General features: G+C 58.7%; 18 protein-coding genes. 9 read left to right on the forward strand and 9 right to left on the reverse strand.

The genetic code is table 11. The annotated features are described in order from the left end of the window. Nucleotide 1 precedes the first annotated feature (1 nt). The 6 genes from ACIOWE_RS01175 to ACIOWE_RS01200 form a co-directional block, all read right to left on the reverse strand. The gene (locus tag ACIOWE_RS01175; protein WP_401386274.1) at nucleotides 2-820 is read right to left on the reverse strand and encodes a class II aldolase/adducin family protein; all 819 of its coding nucleotides are present in this window, start codon (nucleotides 818-820) and stop codon (nucleotides 2-4) included. A gap of 12 nt (nucleotides 821-832) precedes the next feature. After that, entirely contained in the window at nucleotides 833-1771 is a 939-nt protein-coding gene (locus ACIOWE_RS01180; RefSeq protein ID WP_401386277.1) for a D-isomer specific 2-hydroxyacid dehydrogenase family protein, read from the reverse strand. Further along, a complete protein-coding gene (locus tag ACIOWE_RS01185; RefSeq protein WP_401386280.1) occupies nucleotides 1768-2973 on the reverse strand; it encodes an acyl-CoA dehydrogenase family protein in 1206 nt (401 codons plus the stop codon). Before ACIOWE_RS01185 ends, ACIOWE_RS01180 begins: the two co-directional genes overlap by 4 nt. Beyond that, nucleotides 2970-3749 (reverse strand): ABC transporter ATP-binding protein, encoded by a 780-nt coding sequence (locus ACIOWE_RS01190; RefSeq protein WP_401386282.1) that lies wholly within the window; start codon nucleotides 3747-3749, stop codon nucleotides 2970-2972. The genes ACIOWE_RS01185 and ACIOWE_RS01190 overlap by 4 nt, the downstream gene beginning before the upstream one ends. A 2-nt stretch (nucleotides 3750-3751) precedes the next feature. Beyond that, complete coding sequence (locus ACIOWE_RS01195; protein WP_401386285.1) at nucleotides 3752-4573, reverse strand: ABC transporter permease; 822 nt, start codon at nucleotides 4571-4573, stop codon at nucleotides 3752-3754. A 138-nt stretch (nucleotides 4574-4711) separates the two neighbouring features. After that, nucleotides 4712-5605: a LysR family transcriptional regulator gene (locus tag ACIOWE_RS01200; protein ID WP_401386288.1), complete on the reverse strand. Its 894-nt coding sequence runs from the start codon at nucleotides 5603-5605 to the stop codon at nucleotides 4712-4714. Nucleotides 5606-5709: 104 nt separating this feature from the next. Here ACIOWE_RS01200 and ACIOWE_RS01205 point away from each other — a divergent pair, with 104 nt between their 5' ends. Next, nucleotides 5710-6339, forward strand: a complete 630-nt coding sequence (locus ACIOWE_RS01205; protein ID WP_401386291.1) for a cysteine dioxygenase — start codon at nucleotides 5710-5712, stop codon at nucleotides 6337-6339. Next, nucleotides 6336-7919, forward strand: coding sequence for a rhodanese-related sulfurtransferase (locus ACIOWE_RS01210; protein WP_401386294.1), 1584 nt, complete (start codon nucleotides 6336-6338; stop codon nucleotides 7917-7919). The genes ACIOWE_RS01205 and ACIOWE_RS01210 overlap by 4 nt, the downstream gene beginning before the upstream one ends. Before the next feature lie 77 nt (nucleotides 7920-7996). Here the strand turns inward: ACIOWE_RS01210 and ACIOWE_RS01215 are convergent, their stop codons facing one another. Continuing rightward, a complete protein-coding gene (locus ACIOWE_RS01215) occupies nucleotides 7997-8851 on the reverse strand; it encodes a helix-turn-helix transcriptional regulator (RefSeq protein WP_401386297.1) in 855 nt (284 codons plus the stop codon). A gap of 111 nt (nucleotides 8852-8962) precedes the next feature. On the opposite strand from ACIOWE_RS01215, the gene ACIOWE_RS01220 reads away from it, so the two are divergent. Then, the gene (locus ACIOWE_RS01220; protein ID WP_401386300.1) at nucleotides 8963-10165 is read left to right on the forward strand and encodes an MFS transporter; all 1203 of its coding nucleotides are present in this window, start codon (nucleotides 8963-8965) and stop codon (nucleotides 10163-10165) included. Nucleotides 10166-10232: 67 nt separating this feature from the next. Here the strand turns inward: ACIOWE_RS01220 and ACIOWE_RS01225 are convergent, their stop codons facing one another. Next, nucleotides 10233-10895 (reverse strand): TetR/AcrR family transcriptional regulator, encoded by a 663-nt coding sequence (locus tag ACIOWE_RS01225; protein ID WP_401386303.1) that lies wholly within the window; start codon nucleotides 10893-10895, stop codon nucleotides 10233-10235. Between the two features lie 142 nt (nucleotides 10896-11037). Between ACIOWE_RS01225 and ACIOWE_RS01230 the strand changes: the two genes are divergently transcribed. Next, entirely contained in the window at nucleotides 11038-11916 is an 879-nt protein-coding gene (locus ACIOWE_RS01230) for a DAPG hydrolase family protein (RefSeq protein ID WP_401386306.1), read from the forward strand. Between the two features lie 61 nt (nucleotides 11917-11977). Here the strand turns inward: ACIOWE_RS01230 and ACIOWE_RS01235 are convergent, their stop codons facing one another. Continuing rightward, a complete protein-coding gene (locus tag ACIOWE_RS01235; RefSeq protein WP_103302446.1) occupies nucleotides 11978-12574 on the reverse strand; it encodes a TetR/AcrR family transcriptional regulator in 597 nt (198 codons plus the stop codon). A 447-nt stretch (nucleotides 12575-13021) separates the two neighbouring features. Here ACIOWE_RS01235 and ACIOWE_RS01240 point away from each other — a divergent pair, with 447 nt between their 5' ends. The 5 genes from ACIOWE_RS01240 (at nucleotide 13022) to ACIOWE_RS01260 (ending at nucleotide 18432) form a co-directional block, all read left to right on the forward strand. After that, complete coding sequence (locus ACIOWE_RS01240; RefSeq protein ID WP_401386309.1) at nucleotides 13022-14110, forward strand: hydroxymethylglutaryl-CoA synthase; 1089 nt, start codon at nucleotides 13022-13024, stop codon at nucleotides 14108-14110. 29 nt (nucleotides 14111-14139) lie between these two features. Continuing rightward, a complete protein-coding gene (locus ACIOWE_RS01245) occupies nucleotides 14140-15336 on the forward strand; it encodes a thiolase family protein (RefSeq protein ID WP_277757822.1) in 1197 nt (398 codons plus the stop codon). A gap of 11 nt (nucleotides 15337-15347) precedes the next feature. After that, a complete protein-coding gene (locus tag ACIOWE_RS01250) occupies nucleotides 15348-15788 on the forward strand; it encodes a Zn-ribbon domain-containing OB-fold protein (protein WP_201233415.1) in 441 nt (146 codons plus the stop codon). Between the two features lie 191 nt (nucleotides 15789-15979). After that, nucleotides 15980-17029, forward strand: a complete 1050-nt coding sequence (locus ACIOWE_RS01255) for a type III polyketide synthase (RefSeq protein WP_213028793.1) — start codon at nucleotides 15980-15982, stop codon at nucleotides 17027-17029. 131 nt (nucleotides 17030-17160) lie between these two features. Next, a complete protein-coding gene (locus ACIOWE_RS01260; protein WP_401386314.1) occupies nucleotides 17161-18432 on the forward strand; it encodes an MFS transporter in 1272 nt (423 codons plus the stop codon). Nucleotides 18433-18434: the final 2 nt, after the last annotated feature.

Consider the following 18434-nt stretch of genomic DNA (forward strand, 5'->3'; position numbering starts at 1 on the left):
CTTAAGTCAGAACATCCGGTTCTGCGCGCAAAATCCGTTCGCGAAACGGCTGGAAGCTGAACCAGCCGCCAAACTCAGTACCGACCTGTCTGGCCGTGTGTCGCGCAACGTCATGCGGGATTAGCCGTGGTGAACCCGCCGCTTCGACGAGCAGTTGCGTGCGTGCCGCGTTGTCCATCGCGATGAAACGCCAGGCGGCCGCTTCGACGGTTTGGCCAACGGTTAGCAGGCCATGATTTTGCAGGATCAACGCGTTGTGTTCGCCAAGGGTCTGGGCGATGCGCGCGCCCTCGCTGGTGTCCAGCACCACCCCGGAAAAATTGTCGAACAGTGCGTGCTTTTCATAAAAGGCACAGGCGTCCTGGGTCAGCGGGTCCAGCAAGCGTCCCAGACTCGACCAGGCCTTGCCGTACAGCGAATGTGCATGCGCCGCGGCGATCACCTGCGGGCGGGCTTCATGTAGCGCGGCATGGATGGCGAACGCGGCCAGGTTCAACGCGCCCTCGCCTTCGAGGATTTCGCCGTCAGGGTTGACCAGCAACAAATCCGACACCCGCAAATGACCGAAATACACGCCCACCGGGTTGACCCAAAAGTGATCCGGCCGCCCAGGGTCGCGCACCGTGATGTGCCCGGCGCCGCCCATATCAAATCCTTGCAGGGCAAACACCCGGAACGCGATTGCGAGGCTCTGTTTGCGTTGCAACCGTTCCTGCTCAACGCTCTCGTGCTGCGGCGGGTGCTCCCAGCGAAACACGGTGTGGCCGTCGCGCGGCAAGTCGTACACCCCCGGCCGGTGAATTGCGTTGGCTGTGCTCATGGCTGACTCCTTTCAATATCCACGGCTGATCTCCACCGGGTTTTCCAATGGCAGCCCTTTGCGCTGGCGTTCAATGTTGCGCCCCAGCAAGCGCGCAATGTTGAGGTACACCTGCGGCGAATTGGCCGAGGTGTGCGGTGATAAATGGATGCGTCGATGACGGTAAAACGGGTGCCCCGCCGGCAGCGGTTCCGGGTCGCTGACATCCAGACTCGCCAAGCCAACTTGCCCGGCATCGAGGGCGCGCAACAACGCGTGCTGATCGATTAGCGCCCCGCGCGCAAGGTTGATCAGATGCAGCCCCGGCCGGGCTGACGCCAGCACCGCTTCGCTGACGATGTGCTGTGTCGCGGGCGTGACCGGTGCCGCCAGCAGCACATGATCGGCACGGCCAAACAACTCATGAATGTCCGCCACCGCGCGCACGCCGGGCACTTCAAAGGGTTGCGCGGAGTGACGCAGCGCGAGCACGTGCATCCCCAATGCCTGCGCTTTCGGTGCCAGGGCCTGGGCAATACTGCCGAAACCGAACAGCCCCAGCGTGCTGCCGGACACCGAAGCCAGTGGCCGCTGCAGCCAGTGCGCCGCGTCGTTGATCCAGACGTCCGGCAGTTGCTTGGCGGCCGTGAAAATCGCGGCCAGGGCAAACTCGGCCATCGTCTCTGCGGTAGTACCTCGCGCACTCGCCACCGGCAAGCTGTCGAACAGCCAGCGAGGGAAATAATCGATGCCGCTGGTCACCAGTTGGACCAGCCGCAAACCAAACGGCCAACCGGGTGGCGGCGCCGACGCATCCCGAAAATCGGCATGCGGGGCGGCGAGCAACACCTGGACATCCGCCGGCAGATTCGCTGGCAACCCCCGCGGTAACTCAAGCACTTCAACATCGGGTAATTGCGCTCGCAGGCGTTGATTGAGCGTCGCGTCCAACTGACTGGCGATGCGCGTCATGCCTGGGCGCCCCGGCTCGGCAGAGCAAATGCGGCGCGGCCGACGGCACCGAGGATCGCGTCGTTCTGCGGGGTGTGAATCCGGCTGCACAACACGTCGCGGTAATGCCGCTCGATCGGATTGCCACGGGCCAAGCCCGGGTTGCCGATGGCTTCGATCCCCAATTCGACGGCACTGATGGCGTTGCTGGTGACCAGGTATTTGACCTGCGTGGCTTCGCTCGGATCGACCCGTCCTTGCGCCGCGGCATCCAGCAGCACGCGGTTGGCAAACAGCAACGCATCGATGCGCCCGATCAGTTCATGAAACCGCGGCAGGCTCGACAGCGGCGCCCCCAGATTGGCCGGCGTGCGCTCGGCAAGCCAGCCCACTAACCAGTCACGGGCGGCGCGTGCTACGCCGTCGTAGATCGACGAAAGCAGCACTGCCAGCCACAACACGCCGGTACTGTCCAGTTCCGAGGGACGCGGGACGTTGGCCGGCAGAATGTCCACGGCGTATTCGGTGGCGACGAACACGTCTTCGAAAATCACATCGTGGCTGCCGGTAGCGCGCATGCCCAAGTGATCCCAGGTTTCCTCGATGCGAATCCCCGGCGTATCCCGATGCACCAGCCAAGTGCCCACGTGCGGTTCGCTGTCGTCACTGCGCGCCCAGACCGCCAGCCAGGTCAGGCCGGGGATGCCGGTGGAGTAAATCTTCCGGCCGCTGAGCAACCAGCCACCGTCCACGCGTCGCGCAATGGTGTTGGGCAAGCCGCCACGGGCCGGTGTGCCGAGATCCGGCTCGACCCGCAACGCATTGATCAATGCGCCCTCTTCCACTGCTTCGCGTGCCAGCCGTTCGCGCAAGTGCAGCGGCCAGGCCTGATTACCTTGCAATCGCGTGTGCTGCAGGTATTGCATCACCAGCACCAACGCGGTGGACGGTTCGCCGCGAGCCACTGCGCTGACGACCCGCCGCGCCTGGGCCAGTGTCGCCTCGCTGCCACCCAGCCGGCGCGGCACCGTCAACGCCAGCAAACCGTGCTCATGCAAACGCAGCAGATTGGCGTGGGGGAACTCACTGTGTTTGTCGTAATAAGCCGCCGTCGCGGCGAATTCATCGCTGAGCGCTTCCAGCCGTTCGGCGAATGCCGGGGCGTCGAGATCGGGTTGCCGAGCCTGACGCTCGGCGCGTGGTTGCGCGGTGGATAAGCTCATCGGTTGCCGGTCCTGCTCAAGGGTTGAGAATCGTCAGCGGCACTGGCAACGTCGGGATCGCTGTCGACCCCGAGCAATTCCAGCAGGCGCGCACGCAAATTATGGAACGCCGGCGTCGCGATCTGACGCGGGCGCGGCAAGCGAATCTGGATCTGTTCGGCGATGCGCCCGTGGTCCAACACCACCACCCGATCTGCCAGCAGTACTGCTTCGTCAACGTCGTGAGTGACCAGCAATACCGCCGGGTTGTGCGCTCGCCACAACGCAATAATCAGTTGATGCATGCGGATGCGCGTCAAGGCATCGAGAGCGGCGAACGGTTCATCCAGCAGCAACAGTTTCGGCTCACGGACCAGTGCCCTCGCCAGCGCGACGCGCTGCGCTTCGCCTCCGGACAAAGTGCCTGGCCAGGCATTGAGCCGATGTTCCAGGCCGACCTCAGTCATCGCCGCCAGCGCGCGCGCTTTCGCCCCTTCGCCACGCACCCCGAGAGAGACGTTGCGCCAGGCGCGTTTCCACGGCATCAAGCGCGGCTCCTGAAACACCGCCGCCAGCGCTTCGGGCACCTGCAACCGGCCTTCGTCGATCCGGTCGAGCCCGGCCAGTGCTCGCAACAAAGTGGTTTTACCCGAACCGCTACTGCCCAGCAGGGCAACAAATTCGCCGGGCGCAATCTCCAGGTCGAGGTGATCGAGCACCGCCTGGCCGGCAAACCGGCGAGTGACCTGTCGGCACTCGACGGCTGGCAATGGGGGGTTGGCAAGCAGCACAGTCATGGTCAGTTCCTGATAAAGGTCGGGCGCCAGGCCAGCGCAAACCGTTCAAGCAAACGCACCAGGCCGTCGATACCCAGCCCCAGTACGCTGTAAATGATCAGGCAGATGACGATGACGTCCGTGCGCATGAAGTCCCGCGCATCGTTGACCAGGTAACCAATGCCGGCGCTGGCGTTGATTTGCTCAACCACCACCAGACCCAGCCAACTGATACCGAAGGCGTAGCGCAAACCGACAAAGAATGCAGGCAAGGCGCCGGGCAAGATCACGTGGACGATCAGCTCCCAGCGTTTGAGGCCGAGCAACGTTGCGGCTTCGACAAGCTTGGGGTCGAGGCCGCGGATACCGGAAAACAGCGTGAGGTAGATCGGGAAGGTAGTGCCGAGAGCAATCAAGGCGATTTTCGGCGTTTCGCCTACGCCAAACCACAGAATGAACAGCGGCACGATGGCCAGGAACGGCAAGGTTCGGAGCATTTGCATCGGCGAGTCGATGGCGATCTCGCCGCGTCGCGACAACCCCGCCACCAGCGCCAGGACGGTGCCGACGCTGACCCCGATCGACAGGCCGCTGAGGGCGCGTTGCAGGGAAATCCACAAGTGGCCGGCCAACTCGCCGCTGCCGAGCATCTGCCACAGTGTGGCGCCAATCGCACTGGGCGCGGCGATGATGCGCGGTGGCAACAGTCCCGTGCGCGAGGCCAGCTCCCACAGCAACAACAGCAACAACGGGCTGAGCAAGCGCGCGAGCAGATCGCGCCCGGCGGGCCATTGGGCGATGGACTTGAGGCGATCCAGCGGTGTAACGAAGGGGGGCGCAGACATTTCAACTTCCCTGATTAAGCGCGTCGAACCCCATGCTAACTACATAAAAATTGCCCGTGAAATTCGTTTTAGTTCTAACCTAATATAGAAATAATGCATTTATTCAAATCGACGATATGCAAGAAACAATCAAGCCGATCAGTGCTTGCCCACCCGAGCAGCGACCATTTCGCCAAATACGCTGACCGGTTCTTGCAGGTTGCCGAGGAAACGCGGATGGATCAGCCACAAATCAATCACCGGTTTGAAGTCCAAGACCGGGACAATTTCTAGTTTGTCGCGATGGCTGCTGTTTTCCAGCAACGGCAACGGCACCAGACCATAGCCCAAGCCATTGGCAATCAACCCCAGTTGCAACTCGGTGCCGAACGTTTCCAGGTTGATTTGCAACGACAATCCCTGCGCGCTCAAGGCCCTCTGCAGGCCGGCGCGGAAACCACAGCCGTCAGGGTTGAGCACCCAGCCGCGCTGATAGCAATCGGCGAGTTTGCAGTTGCGCTTGCGCACCTCGCCTTTGGCGGCGACCACCACCAGGCTCATGCTGGCCAGTGAACGCCCGACCACCCCCTCCGGAAACACTTTACCGGCGGGAAACAGCGCCGCGACCACGTCCAGTTCGCCGTTCTCGACCTTGCCCAGCAAATGGCTGCCCCAGCCCGTGGCCACCGAAGTCTGTAGTTGCGGGTAGAGGGTTTTCAACTGGCTAAGGGCGTCAAGCAACACCACATCGCCGATGGTCTGCGGGACGCCGATACGCAACGCACCGCTGGGCGGGCCGTCGCTGGCCACCAATTCGCTGAGGGCATCAATGGTGCGCAGCACTTCCAGGCACTGCCCGTAAACCCGCAAGCCCATGCTGGTCGGTTTTAGCGGCTTGGTGTTGCGGTCGAGTAACTCGACGCCCAAGGCTTCCTCGAAGTTCTGCACCCGCCGGGTGATTGCCGGCTGGGTCAACTGCAAGGAATCAGCGGCCTGGCTGATGGTTTGGCAGCGGATCACTGCCACGAACGCGTTCAGATCATCTATCTTCATTCTTTTTTCGCATAATAAATGACTGGAAAAATGTGCGTAAAGAATAATACCTTTTAGCTCGCCCGTGTAGTTCGCGTTTATTTCAGTTTCCACGGAGGGAGCTTATGCCCCAGAACGTTGTGTCCAAACCACTCGCGCCACCGAACCTGGCACGCTTGCGCCAGTTCATCGAACAGCTGGCCACGCTGCTCGACGAACAGCCTAGTGAAGCAGCGATCCTTGAACAGGGCAGCCGCTTGCTGCAGCAACTGGTCAGCGTCGATGACTGGCTGCCGGAGGCATTCGCCCAGCCCGACCCCGAACGTTATCAGCAGTTTTTGCTGCACGCTGATTCCCGACAACGCTTTTCCATCGTCAGTTTTGTCTGGGGCCCGGGGCAACGCACGCCGATCCATGATCATCGGGTCTGGGGGCTGATCGGTATGTTGCGTGGCGCGGAGTATTCGCAAGGGTTTGCCCGGCAACCCGACGGCGCACTGACAGCTACCGGAGAAGCGCTGCGCTTGCAACCGGGCCAGGTCGAAGCGCTGTCGCCAACAGTGGGCGACATTCACCAAGTGGCCAATGCCTACAGCGATCAGGTGTCGATCAGCGTGCACGTGTATGGCGCCAACATCGGCGCGGTTAAACGCGCGGTGTATGGACTGGACGGTACTGAAAAACCTTTCATCTCCGGCTATTCCAACAGCCTGCTGCCTAATCTCTGGGACTTGTCGAAGGAGCTCCCGCAATGACCGATTTCGCTATCCGCCGTTACGCCGATATCCGTAAAGCTCTGCTGGCACGCGAAGAACTGGCGTTGCTGGACGTGCGCGAAGAGGCGCCGTTTGCCGAAGCTCATCCGCTGTTTGCGGCTAACATCTCGTTGTCCAGACTCGAACTGGAAGTGTTGGCACGGGTCCCGCGCAAAGACACCCAGGTAACCGTGTATGACGATGGCGAAGGCTTGGCCGCCATCGCCGTTGAACGCTTGCAAACGCTGGGCTACACCGATGTGGCGCTGCTTGAGGGCGGCCTGCAAGGCTGGCGCGATGCCGGTGGCGAGCTGTTCAAGGACGTCAATGTGCCCAGTAAATCCTTCGGTGAACTGGTGGATGCCGAACGCCACACCCCGTCCCTGGCAGCGGAAGAAGTGCAGGCGCTGCTCGATGCCAAGGCCGACGTGGTGGTGCTGGACGCCCGACGTTTTGACGAATACCAGACCATGAGTATCCCCGGTGGCATCAGCGTGCCTGGCGCCGAACTGGTGTTGCGGGTGCGCGAGTTGGCTCCGAACCCGCAAACGCAGGTCATCGTCAATTGCGCCGGACGCACCCGCAGCATCATCGGCACCCAGTCACTGGTCAACGCCGGGATTCCCAACCCCGTGTCCGCCCTGCGCAATGGCACCATCGGCTGGACTCTCGCCGGCCAGACCCTGGAGCATGGCCAGGACCGGCGCTTCAAACCCGTCAGCGCCCACAACAAAAAACTCGCCATCGAAGCCGCCCGCGCGGTCGCCAAACGCGCCAACGTGAGCCGCATCGGCCTGGCCGAGTGGCGACGCTGGCAAGCCGACCCGACCCGCACTACGTACTTGTTCGATGTGCGCACGCCGGAAGAGTTTGCTGCCGGCCACTTGCCGGGCTCGCGCTCCACACCCGGCGGGCAACTGGTCCAGGAAACCGATCATTTCGCCAGCGTTCGCGGTGCGCACCTGGTGCTGGTGGATGACGATAATGTGCGGGCGAACATGAGTGCGTCCTGGCTGGCACAGATGGGTTGGCAAGTGGCCGTGCTGGATGACTTGACCCCGAACGACTTCAGCGAACAAGGCCCATGGCAACCACCGCTGCCGACCGTCCCTGCCGCCGAAGAAATCAGCCCGCAGACGCTGGCAGACTGGCTGAAAGAACCGGGCACGGAAGTGCTGGACTTCACCGCCAGTGCACTTTACGTACAGCGTCACATCCCCGGTGCGTGGTGGGTGTTGCGCAGTCAGTTGCAGGCAGCGCTGGCGAACATTCCGTCGGCCCGGCGCTATGTCTTGACCTGTGGCAGCAGCCTGCTGGCCCGTTGGGTAGTGCCGCAGTTGCAGGCACTGACCCAGCGCCCGGTGGTGGTGTTGCGCGGCGGTACCAGCGCCTGGATCGAAGCCGGACTCCCGGTGCAAGCGAGCCCGCAGCACCTGGCGTCGCCGCGTATCGACCGCTATCGCCGACCGTATGAAGGCACCGACAACCCGCGCGAAGCCATGCAGGGTTATCTGGATTGGGAATACGGGCTGGTGGCACAGTTGGGCCGTGACGGCACACACGGGTTTTTCGTGATCTGACCGTACGGCACAGGGTCGACGCGCTCGACCCTGCTTCACCCCTTTGCGCTTCCCCGACAATATCCATGTCGCTGAAATCAAACCCCGGGGAAACCGACACCCTCCTCCAGCCACTTCTCGAACTCGAACAGTGCGCCCCCTTGTTCGATTGGCGCGTAATACACAAGGCGCAGATGCCGTTCGACATCGATCGTCAGCGTGGTGTGCTCCAGACTGACGTCGCCAAATGAATCGATCGCCAAGTGCCGAATACCCTGGCAGGGACCATGAATATCCTGCCGGGACCACCAATCTTTGAATGGCGCGCTGACGCTCTCAAGTTCACGCACCAGTGAAGCAACGTCACTTTCGTTAGAGGCGTGAACATGGTCCCGGCGAAAACTGGAGAGCATCTGTATCGCCTGGTCGTCCCAGGGCTGGAAAAGAGACTTAGTGCGCGCGTCAGTAAACAACATCGATAAAAAGTTGCGTTGTTCGGGCGACTTCTCGGAGAACTTGAAAATCTTGTCAGCTGCGGGGTTCCAGGCCAGGACATCCCAGCGAAGGTTCAGCACATAAGCGGGTCGCAACGGCAGATCCGCCATCAGCCGATGAACGATCTGCGGAACCACGCACCAGGTCTTGCCCTCCTCGGCCGGCGGTCGCTGCTGGGAAAGCAGATAGAGATGGCGACGTTCCACTGCATCAAGCTTGAGAACCCGGCAAAGATTATCCAGAAAAGCAGGTGACACACCAATATCGCGTCCCTGTTCGAACCACGTGTACCAAGACAAGCCAACACCGGCCAATGCCGCTACTTCTTCTCGACGCAGTCCGGGTGTACGGCGTCTGCCCGTCGGGGGTAACCCTGCTTCTGCAAGTGATATGCGCTCTCGACGACTGCGTAGAAACTCAGCCAGGTCCTGTCGAGTGCGCTCAAGACTCCTTTCCATTATCCGGTTACTCCCAGTAACACCATAAACAGTGGCCATTGTACTGACGATCAGGCTGCTAAAGAATCCGCCCGGTCCGCAACAAGTTGCCAAGAGCACAAGGAGTGACTCATGTCCCAAACAATACCGGCACCCGTTTACCTCATTGCGATCGGCGCTTTTGCGCTGGGGATGGCGTCTTACGTCACCGCAGGCCTGATCCCGATGATCGAGCAGGCCTTTGATGTGCAGGTCGCCGTCGCGGCACAACTGGTCACGGCGTTTACCCTTGCTTACGGTATTTGCTCGCCAGTCTTCGTGGCCATGTTGCCTGCGCAGCGACAACGCTTTGGCTTGTTGGTCGCATTGGCGTTGTTCGTGGCAGCCAACGTTGCCAGTGCCCTGGTCGACGACTTTGTCGCCCTGTTGGTGTGCCGAGCCGGCGCCGGTATCGGCGCCGGCGTTTATCTGGCCACCGGCATCGCCGCTTCGGCCGCTGTTTCAGCCCCGGAACTGCGAGGCAAGGCGATTGCCGTGATCATGGGCGGCATGGCCAGCGGCACGGTACTTGGGGTGCCTGTCAGTCTGCTGCTCGCCGAGCAGTTCGGTTGGCAGATGGCGCTGTGGCTGGTGGCGTTTCTCGGCCTCATCTCCTGGTTGGGCCTGCTCATCAAGTTGCCCGCGATTTCCGCCGGGCCGGCGCTGCCGATCAGTCGCAAACTGGCCTTGTTGGGCGATCGCAACGTGATGACCATTCTGCTGGTTTCGCTGTTGGCGGCGGTCGCCAGTCTGGGCATGTACACCTTCATGGTGCCGTTGATGGCTGACCCGGCCTATGGCGGCGTTGATAACATCACGCCGTACCTGTGGGTCTGGGGCCTGGGGGGTGTGGCGGGCAGTTTCCTCGTCGGACCACTGGTGGATCGCATCAAGGGGCCGATGCTCACGTTCCTGATTCTGCTCATCCTCAGCGTCTCGTTGCTCGCATTGCCGGCTGCCGCTGCCGTGACACCGTGGCTGGCGATGATCCCGATTGCCGTCTGGGGCGCCGTAGGCTGGGCATTGCAAGTGCCGCAGAACAACGAACTGATCGCTGCGCGTTATCACAAGGGCGACGGCAATCTGGCCGTGGCGCTCAACGAGTCCGCACTCTATCTGGGCAGCGCCATGGGCGCCGCGGCCGGTGGCTTCATATTGCTGCTGCAGATGCCAGGGTGGACATTGGCGATCAGTGCCGGCGCGGTATCCGTTGTCGCTGCGCTGTTGCAATGGGTGCAACTGCGCAACAGAAGAACCCACGCGGTCAACAGTGCGACACGGGTTTCTGCGCAATAACCCGTTTGCATGACGCGCATCACTCGCAACCCTCGCATTCGCTTGCTTGACGCGGCGCTGGTCAAATCTATTGCGCCGACACTGCTTTGAGGCCCGCGAGAGCGTAAGTCATCATGTGCTCGATCAGCACGGCGGGTTCCATTTCCAGCCCCGGCAGCACGTTCTCGCTCAACGCTTCGTGGGCCAATAGCAGGAAAAGACAAGGCGCAAATACGCCCAGCGCACAATGCAGCGTGGTTGGGTGATCGTCCGGCAAGCCCAGGATCTGCCCAAGAATGCCGCGAAAGACCTTCGCTTTCGGATAGGCCTGCTGCTCCAGCACCGAGGGCAGCAGACTCGAAGGCGACAGCAATTCCCGGCTCAACACCTTGAGCGCCCAGGCATCTCGATGATTGCGCACGCGCTCGATCAGGACAGTGATGATCAAACGCAATTTGTCCTCGGGAGAGGCAGGGCTCTGGCTCAAGCTGAACAATATATCGATGCTGAGCAGGCGGTCATGGGCTTCGAGCAGCACGGCACGGTACAGGCCCTCCTTGTTCTCGAAGTGATAATTGACCGACGCCACGTTCGAGTTGGAGTTCTCGCAGACCTGTTTGCTGGTGGTGTTGGCATACCCCAGATCGGCAAACAACTGCCCTGCTGTCTCCAGAATATGCTGGCGGGTCACCCGGCCATCTTGTCGCTGAGCACGTAGAGAGGCTTCCTGATTCGGACCGGACACGAGCATGAACTCCTATTAACTCAAATTCAAATTTGACTTTTATTTTTATGAAGCTTAGCTTCAAATCACCTACATACCTCGAAAGGCATGGATATCGGCGACGAATGTTGTCAGCTCCAAGGCCATTTAGCCAAAGGAAAACACCGCAATGGATGCGCGCGTAATGACCCCGTTCACCTACTTCTCTCTGCCGATGCAGAAGCAGTTCCTGCGCAATCGCGAGGCGATCAAGGACAAACCCTACGCCAAGTATTTCTCTGCGCAGATGAATGTCCCCCTTTCCGCCGTGTGCAAGATCCAGCAAGGACCACTGCCGCTGGAACAGACCCTGACCCCGAGCATCGAGGACATCAATCGGTTGCTGGAGGCGGACTTCGTCAGCGAGGAATCGGGATACGCCCTGCTGCCCGGGCCAATGGCGTATGTCCAGAGTCGCAAATTTTTCCCGCGCGCGACCGCAGCGATGCTGAAATGGTGGTTCATGTGGCACCCGCTGGAGGCCGAACGCTATACCCTGTGGTTTCCTTATGCCCATGTCAGCAATCCCTGCGTCAATCACGAACGCCTCAAGCAGACGTCCCTGAGTTTCGAACAGCGCTTGTACGGCAACACCTTCTGCGCCTCGGAATATGTCGGCGATCGCCTGATGCACCTGCATATCCACTTCCAGGACCCGGAAAAACTGGGCTTGCGTGCCGATCTGTACCGCGACGCGAAAATCGATGGTAGCGTCAGCGCGTTGATGAGCCTGGCGGAACAACCCGAAGTGCCGGTGTCGCTGATGGTGCACCTATTCAAAGAAACTCCGGAAGGCCTGCATCTCACCAGCCGCTACTGGGTCGGCAGCCATCCGTCGATGTCGCGTTTTCCTGGTGCCGAAAAGGCTGCCGCACTGATGGAGGCCAACGGTTTCGGCGAAGCGGAACTGGAAACTCTCGCCTATGAATTCGCCGTTCATGACCTGTGCGAATTCAACCATCTGGCCAGTTTCCTGCCAGAACTGTATCGAGAGTTCGGCGCTGTCTGAACCCGCAAAAAAAATGTTCCCCCCAGCGACGAGGCTAAGGGGAACATTTCGTAAACCAGAATCACCCCTTCGAACTGATACCGTTTAGTAAAAGAGTCGTAAATTCCTCGATATCTTTTTCCATCTCCAACTGCTCGGTCAGCAACCGGTACCAGCAAAATCCAAAGATCATATCCAGCAAAAGTTCGCGATTGGTGTCCTTCGGTAACTCACCACGGCTGATGGCATTTTCCACCAATTTCTTCGGCATTTCCCTTCTGCGCTCCATGAATTGGTTTTTTAACTGAACCAATGTCACAGGGTCCAACTGAGCCTCGGCGATGACGCAGCGAAATGCTTCGCCGCAAATCGTTTCACGCCAGACTTTCCAGAGATTGTGCAGCAAAAAGTCGAGATCCGCTTTTAATGAGCCGAGATCAGGATGCTTTCTGACCTGCTCACTTTCGTTTTCGTAGACTTCCGCAATCAATGCAGCCTTGTTGCTCCACCAACGATAAATCGTCGGTTTACTCGCTCCCGCGCGTCGGGCAACCGACTCAATACTGAGTCCCGAATAACCGCATTCCTTGAGGATCTCAATTGTCGAACTGATGATCGCCTTGTGCGTGTGGGGATTCCGTAGGGATCCGATGGAGCTGCGAGAGGGTGTACGAGCCACAGTAAATTCTCCAGGCAGGGTGCTTGACAAATACAATGCAAGGTATAGGATTTCCGAAAATCTCAACGAAACGGTCCGTTTCGTTTCGGACTGAGTAAGCGCGTTGAACATTGACTCCAATCAATTCGCTTCGAGCTTTTCTGGTTACTTTAGGGGTTTCTGACTCCTCGAGCAGGATGTGTGAGCAAGTAAGCGTCCTCTAGCACTATCGAGTCTGCAGTTTTAATTCTGAAACGATACGTACCGTATCATAGCAGTGAGAGAGGCAAAGTGGCAGTATCAGCGCCCTTTTTTGAGTAACCGTCCGGAAACTCCAAACGGCTGATTTTGCTGGCTAAACGACAAAACTCCGATATCCGGGGCTTTAAAGATAGTTTTCCGTATGTTTCACGATATACGGCGACGTAACACCCTTGTTTTCTGACAGCGAATGGAATCAAAAGGAAAATGAACGTGAAAAAAGCAGGAATAGTGAGCTATGGCACTGGCGTTCCCGTTTGTCGCTTGAAAGTCGAAGAAGTGATTAACGTCTGGAAGAACGCCGATCTCCATCTCGTGCAAAACCAGTTGGGGGTGGTCGAAAGAGCAGTTCTTCAACCTGATGAAGACGTGATCACTCTCGGTGTATTGGCAGCCCAGCGTGCATTGGATATGGCCCCCGGCAGTAGCGTCGAGGCTCTGTATCTGGGCACTTGCACCAACCCCTATGACTCCCGTGCCTCGGCCTCTGTCATCCTCGAAATGCTCGGCTCCGGTTATGACGCCTATTGCGCCGATGTCCAGTTTGCGGGCAAATCCGGCACTTCTGCACTGCAGATTTGCCAGGCACTGGTCGCTTCCGGCATGACCGGCAGCGCCCTTGCAATCGGCGCTGACACTATCAATCGCAACACTGCCCCAGGTGATCTGACCGAATCCTATGCGGGTGCCGGTGCGGCAGCTTTATTGGTGGGCACGGAGAATGTCATCGCAGAATTCGATGGTAATTTCTCTTGTGCAGCCGATGTCGCCGACAACATTCGCCCGCAAGGCGATCGTTATATTCGCTCCGGGATGGGGCTTGGCTCGGACAAAAACAGCATCGGCCTGGAAGACCAGACTCGCCGGGCGGCGGAAGGCTTGATGGCCAAATTGCGCACCTGCCCGCAGGACTACGATTATGTCGTGTTCCAGCAGAATCTGGTGTCCACGCCCTACTCTCTCGCCAAGCATCTGGGATTCAATCCGAAACAGGTTGAGCCCGGCATCTACGCGAGCAGCGTTGGTGACACCGGTGCTGCCAGCCCGCTACTCGGTTTGATTAACGTGCTTGACCAGGCGCGTCCCGGTCAAAAAATCCTGCTGGTGTCTTACGGTTTCGGTGCTGGCAGCGACGCAATCGCCTTGACGGTTACCCCTGCCATCGAGGCCTACCAAAAGCGCAACAAACCACTGCGCGAATCGCTCGAAAACAAGCTGTACGTAGATTACGGCACGTCCATCAAATACGAGTTCAAGTATTTGCGAGCTGACTACGCCCTCACCGCCTACCTCTGATTTCGCCTGTCTACGCAAGGAGCATGTACATGTGCGCACGTCGTGTTGCAATCGTTTCGGCCGCCTATACGCCGAAACCGGGAAGTTCCAGGGTCCGGCAGACGTTCAAGGAAATGATCGTCGAGTCGGCTTATAAAGCTATCAAAGATGCCAGGATGCATCCTCGGGAAATCCAGGGTGTGGCCTACGGTTATCACGGCGAGGGCATTTCGGAATATGGCGGTCTCGGGCCGACCATCTCCGACACTTTGGGCATCAGCCCGGCGCCGACGTTCATGAGCACCGCCAACTGCACCAGCAGTTCCGTGTCGTTCCAGATGGGCCATCAAATGATTGCCTCCGGGGAATACGATATTGTTCTGGTCGGCGGCTTCGAGAAGATGACCGACCACTTCAACTATGCCGAATACATCGGTTCCAGTACCGAATGTGAGTACGACTACTTCCTGGGTATTTCCCACACCGACGCTTTTGCCCTGGCGACGGCGGAATATTTTGAAAAGTTCGGTTATGCCGGGCGTGAAGCAGATGTGTTGGCGACCTTTGGCCGGCAGATGCGTATTTATGCGCACAACACCCCGAATGCCACGCGCTTCGGCCATGCGATTCCATCTATCGACACCCTGAAAAACAGCGAAGCCTTTGGCTCGATGCTGGCTTGGGGTGAAGCGAGCGGTTGCGCGATTCTGGTCGCCGAACACCTGGCTCACAAATACACTGACAAACCAGTATTTGTTCGCGGATGTGCCTATACAGGCGTTTCCCATTACTTCGGCACGCGTTTTCACAACCCGACCCTGCATCACCCGGGCCTGCCAAAAAATGTCGGCATGGCCGTCTCGGCCAACTCCATCGCTTGCGCTGAAATCGCCTATAAAAAGGCCGGAATCACCGCGAAGGATATCGATGTCGCGCAGGTCTACGACTTGCTCGGCGCGGGTCTGATCCAGATGGAATCGATGGGTGTCTGCAAGCAGGGTCAGGCCGGTGATTTTGTCCTGGAAGGCGGCATCGGTATTGACGGTCCGCTGCCATTGAACACCGACGGCGGCAACATTGGGCGCGGTCACGCGTCCGGTTGTGACGGCATTTTGCACATCACCGAACTGTTCCGGCAGTTGCGCGGTGAATCCGACAACCAGGTCAAGGGCGCGCGCATCGGCGTGTCGCAAAACCTGGGAGGTTATGCCGCCCACAACTCAGTGATCGTTCTTTCCAACGACTAAGGAGCCGGACCATGTCTATGTACCCCGAACAGATTCATCGGATGACCACTGCCAGCATGCTTCGCGAATGGCGAGAACACGGCGGCAAATATCGTCTGGAAGGCAGTCAATGCGAAGACTGCAAGGAAATCTTTTTCCCGCGTCGTACAGTTTGTGGCGCTTGCAATTCGCTGAACGTAAAACCGTACCGCTGCGCCCGCACCGGCAAGATCGAAGTCATGGCTCACGCCGAGAATCCGATCCTTGCCGCCATGGGCTACGGCGAAACTGTGCCTCGCTGCATGGCGATGGTTCGTCTGGACGATGGCTTGGTGATCGCGTCGGAAATCGTTGACATCACTCATCCGGAACAACTTAAAACCGGCGCGCCGGTACGCATGGTCGTACGCAAACATGTGCGCGAAAGCAACCTGGCCTGGCAATACGCCTACAAGTTTGTATTGGACGTATAAATAAAATCGTCGAGCGTTAGTTTCTGGCGCTCGACGGCTTTAATATTAAAACAAGAACTGCGTTACTTATAAAAACACTTTACTCGCCAAAAGCTTTTAACCCTTGTTCCTCCGGGTTAGCAAACTGCCGTTTTTAAATCGGGAATTATCCCAAAAACTATTTATTGGCTTTATATGGCCGAGGACTCATCATGTCGACTCTTTGTCTCCCGCACGTAATGTTCCCGAAAAACAAGATCACTCAGCAACAGATGATTGAACATCTGGAGAGCCTGCACGCCGACCATCCGCGCATGGCCCTGGCCAAACGTATGATCCAGAATACCGAAGTCAACGAACGGCATTTGATCCTGCCGATCGACGAGCTGGCGGTGCACACCGGCTTCACTCATCGCAGCATCGTCTATGAGCGTGAAGCGCGCCAGATGTCTTCCGCCGCTGCCCGCCAAGCCATTGAAAACGCTGGCTTAACGACCAATGACATCCGTATGGTGGTGGTCACCTCGTGCACCGGTTTCATGATGCCATCGCTTACCGCACACCTGATCAACGATCTGGACCTGCCGACGTCTACCGTGCAGTTGCCGATCGCCCAGCTCGGTTGCGTCGCCGGCGCTGCAGCAATTAACCGGGCGAATGATTTCGCCAAACTGGATTCGCGTAATCATGTGTTGATTGTCTCGCTGGAGTTCTCGTCGTTGTGTTATCAGCCTGACGACACCAAGTTGCACGCGTTCATTTCCGCTGCACTTTTTGGCGATGCTGTTTCTGCCTGCGTATTGCGCGCCGATGATCAAGCGTCAGGGTTCAAAATCCGTTCCACCAACTCTTTCTTCCTGCCGAAGAGCGAGCACTACATTAAATACGATGTAAAGGACACCGGCTTCCACTTTACCCTGGATAAAGCCGTCATGAACTCTATTAAAGATGTCGCACCGATTATGGAGAAACTCAACTACGACACGCTTGAACAGAACTGTGCGCAGAACGACTTCTTCATCTTCCACACTGGCGGCCGCAAGATTCTTGACGAATTGGTCCTGCAACTGGACCTTGCCTCGAACCGGGTTTCGCAGTCGCGCAACAGCCTCGCCGAAGCCGGCAACATTGCCAGCGTTGTGGTTTTCGACGTGCTCAAGCGACAGTTTGAGTCGGGTCTTAACTCCGGCGATGTCGGCATGCTGGCAGCTTTCGGCCCGGGCTTCACCGCCGAAATGGCCGTGGGTGAATGGGTAGCCTGATTCCCACGTTTGCCGGGGCTACGTTTGAGTCTGCAAGAAACCTTGGCGGTCTGTAGGACGCCAAGGTTTCCCGGCCTCTTTCGCAAACCCTTCATTGCACCTGATTAATGGTTTCACATGGAGGATGAACGATGATCAGAGACAATCTCGCTACGCCGCCCGAGCGGCACTATGAACAACGGATGGTTTTGCTGCTGTCCTTGAGTTTCGGCCTCGTCGGGCTTGATCGCTTTATCATTCTGCCGCTGTTTCCCGTGATCATGCGTGATTTGCAGCTGGATTATCAGGACCTCGGCATGCTGTCGGCAGCACTGGCCTTCGCCTGGGGCTTTTCAGCCCTGGGCGCGGGCTACGTGATTGATCGATTGGGTCGCAAGACCGCGCTGGTTCTTTCAATTGCAGTGCTGTCGCTGCTCTCGGGGATGTCGGCTCTGGCAGGAGGACTTTTCGGGCTGGTCGTCATCCGCGGGCTGATGGGGCTCTGCGAAGGCGCGTTCACACCGACCAGTATCATCGTCACCGATGAGGTTTCGCATCCGCAGCGCCGTGGACAGAATCTGGGTTTCCAGCAGGCGTTATTCCCGATTCTCGGGCTGTGCCTGGGGCCATTGCTGGCTGCCAGTCTGTTGGAGCTATTCGACTCGTGGCGCATGGTTTTCGCGATTATCTCGTTGCCCGGTCTACTGCTGGCCGGCTATTTGTGGAAAATCTATAGACCGGTGCCCTTGCCGGCACATCAGCAACCCGCTTCAGGCAGGGGGTGGGCAAACTGGTTGAGTGCGTTCAAAAGCGGCAATGTCAGCCTGAACATCCTGATCATGTTTTGCATTCTTACTTGCCAGTTCGTGCTGTGTGCCATGTTGCCCAGTTACCTCACGGACTACATGCACCTTGAAACGCTGTCGATGGCCGTCGTGATATCCGCCCTTGGGGTTGGTGGTTTTATCGGTCAGTTGATCATTCCGGCGATGTCGGATCGACTGGGACGCAAACCGGTGGTCATTGTTTCCTTCATGACCAGCGCGACGTTGGTGGGGCTGTTGATCATCAGCCCGGCGATTACCGGGTTGTTATTTCTGCTGCTGTTCCTTTTGTCGTTCTTCAATTTCAGCCTGATCTGCATGACCGTCGGGCCGTTGACCAGCGAGTCGGTGCCACCTGCGCTGCTTCCCACTGCCACCGGCATTGTCGTCGGCTTCGGCGAGATCCTTGGCGGTGGCGTGTCACCTGCCGTCGCCGGATACGCCGCTATGCATTTCGGCCTGCCATCGATCTTGTACGTCGCACTGGCCGGGAGCGTCGGCGGCCTGCTGTTGTCGCTGGGTCTGCGCGACAATCTGCAACCCCTCCCTGCCCTGTCAGCCGCGAACGCATTGCCGATCAGCCTACCCCTCAAGGATTAGAG

It is taken from the genome of Pseudomonas sp. NPDC087598 (assembly GCF_044743525.1).
Lineage (GTDB): Bacteria > Pseudomonadota > Gammaproteobacteria > Pseudomonadales > Pseudomonadaceae > Aquipseudomonas.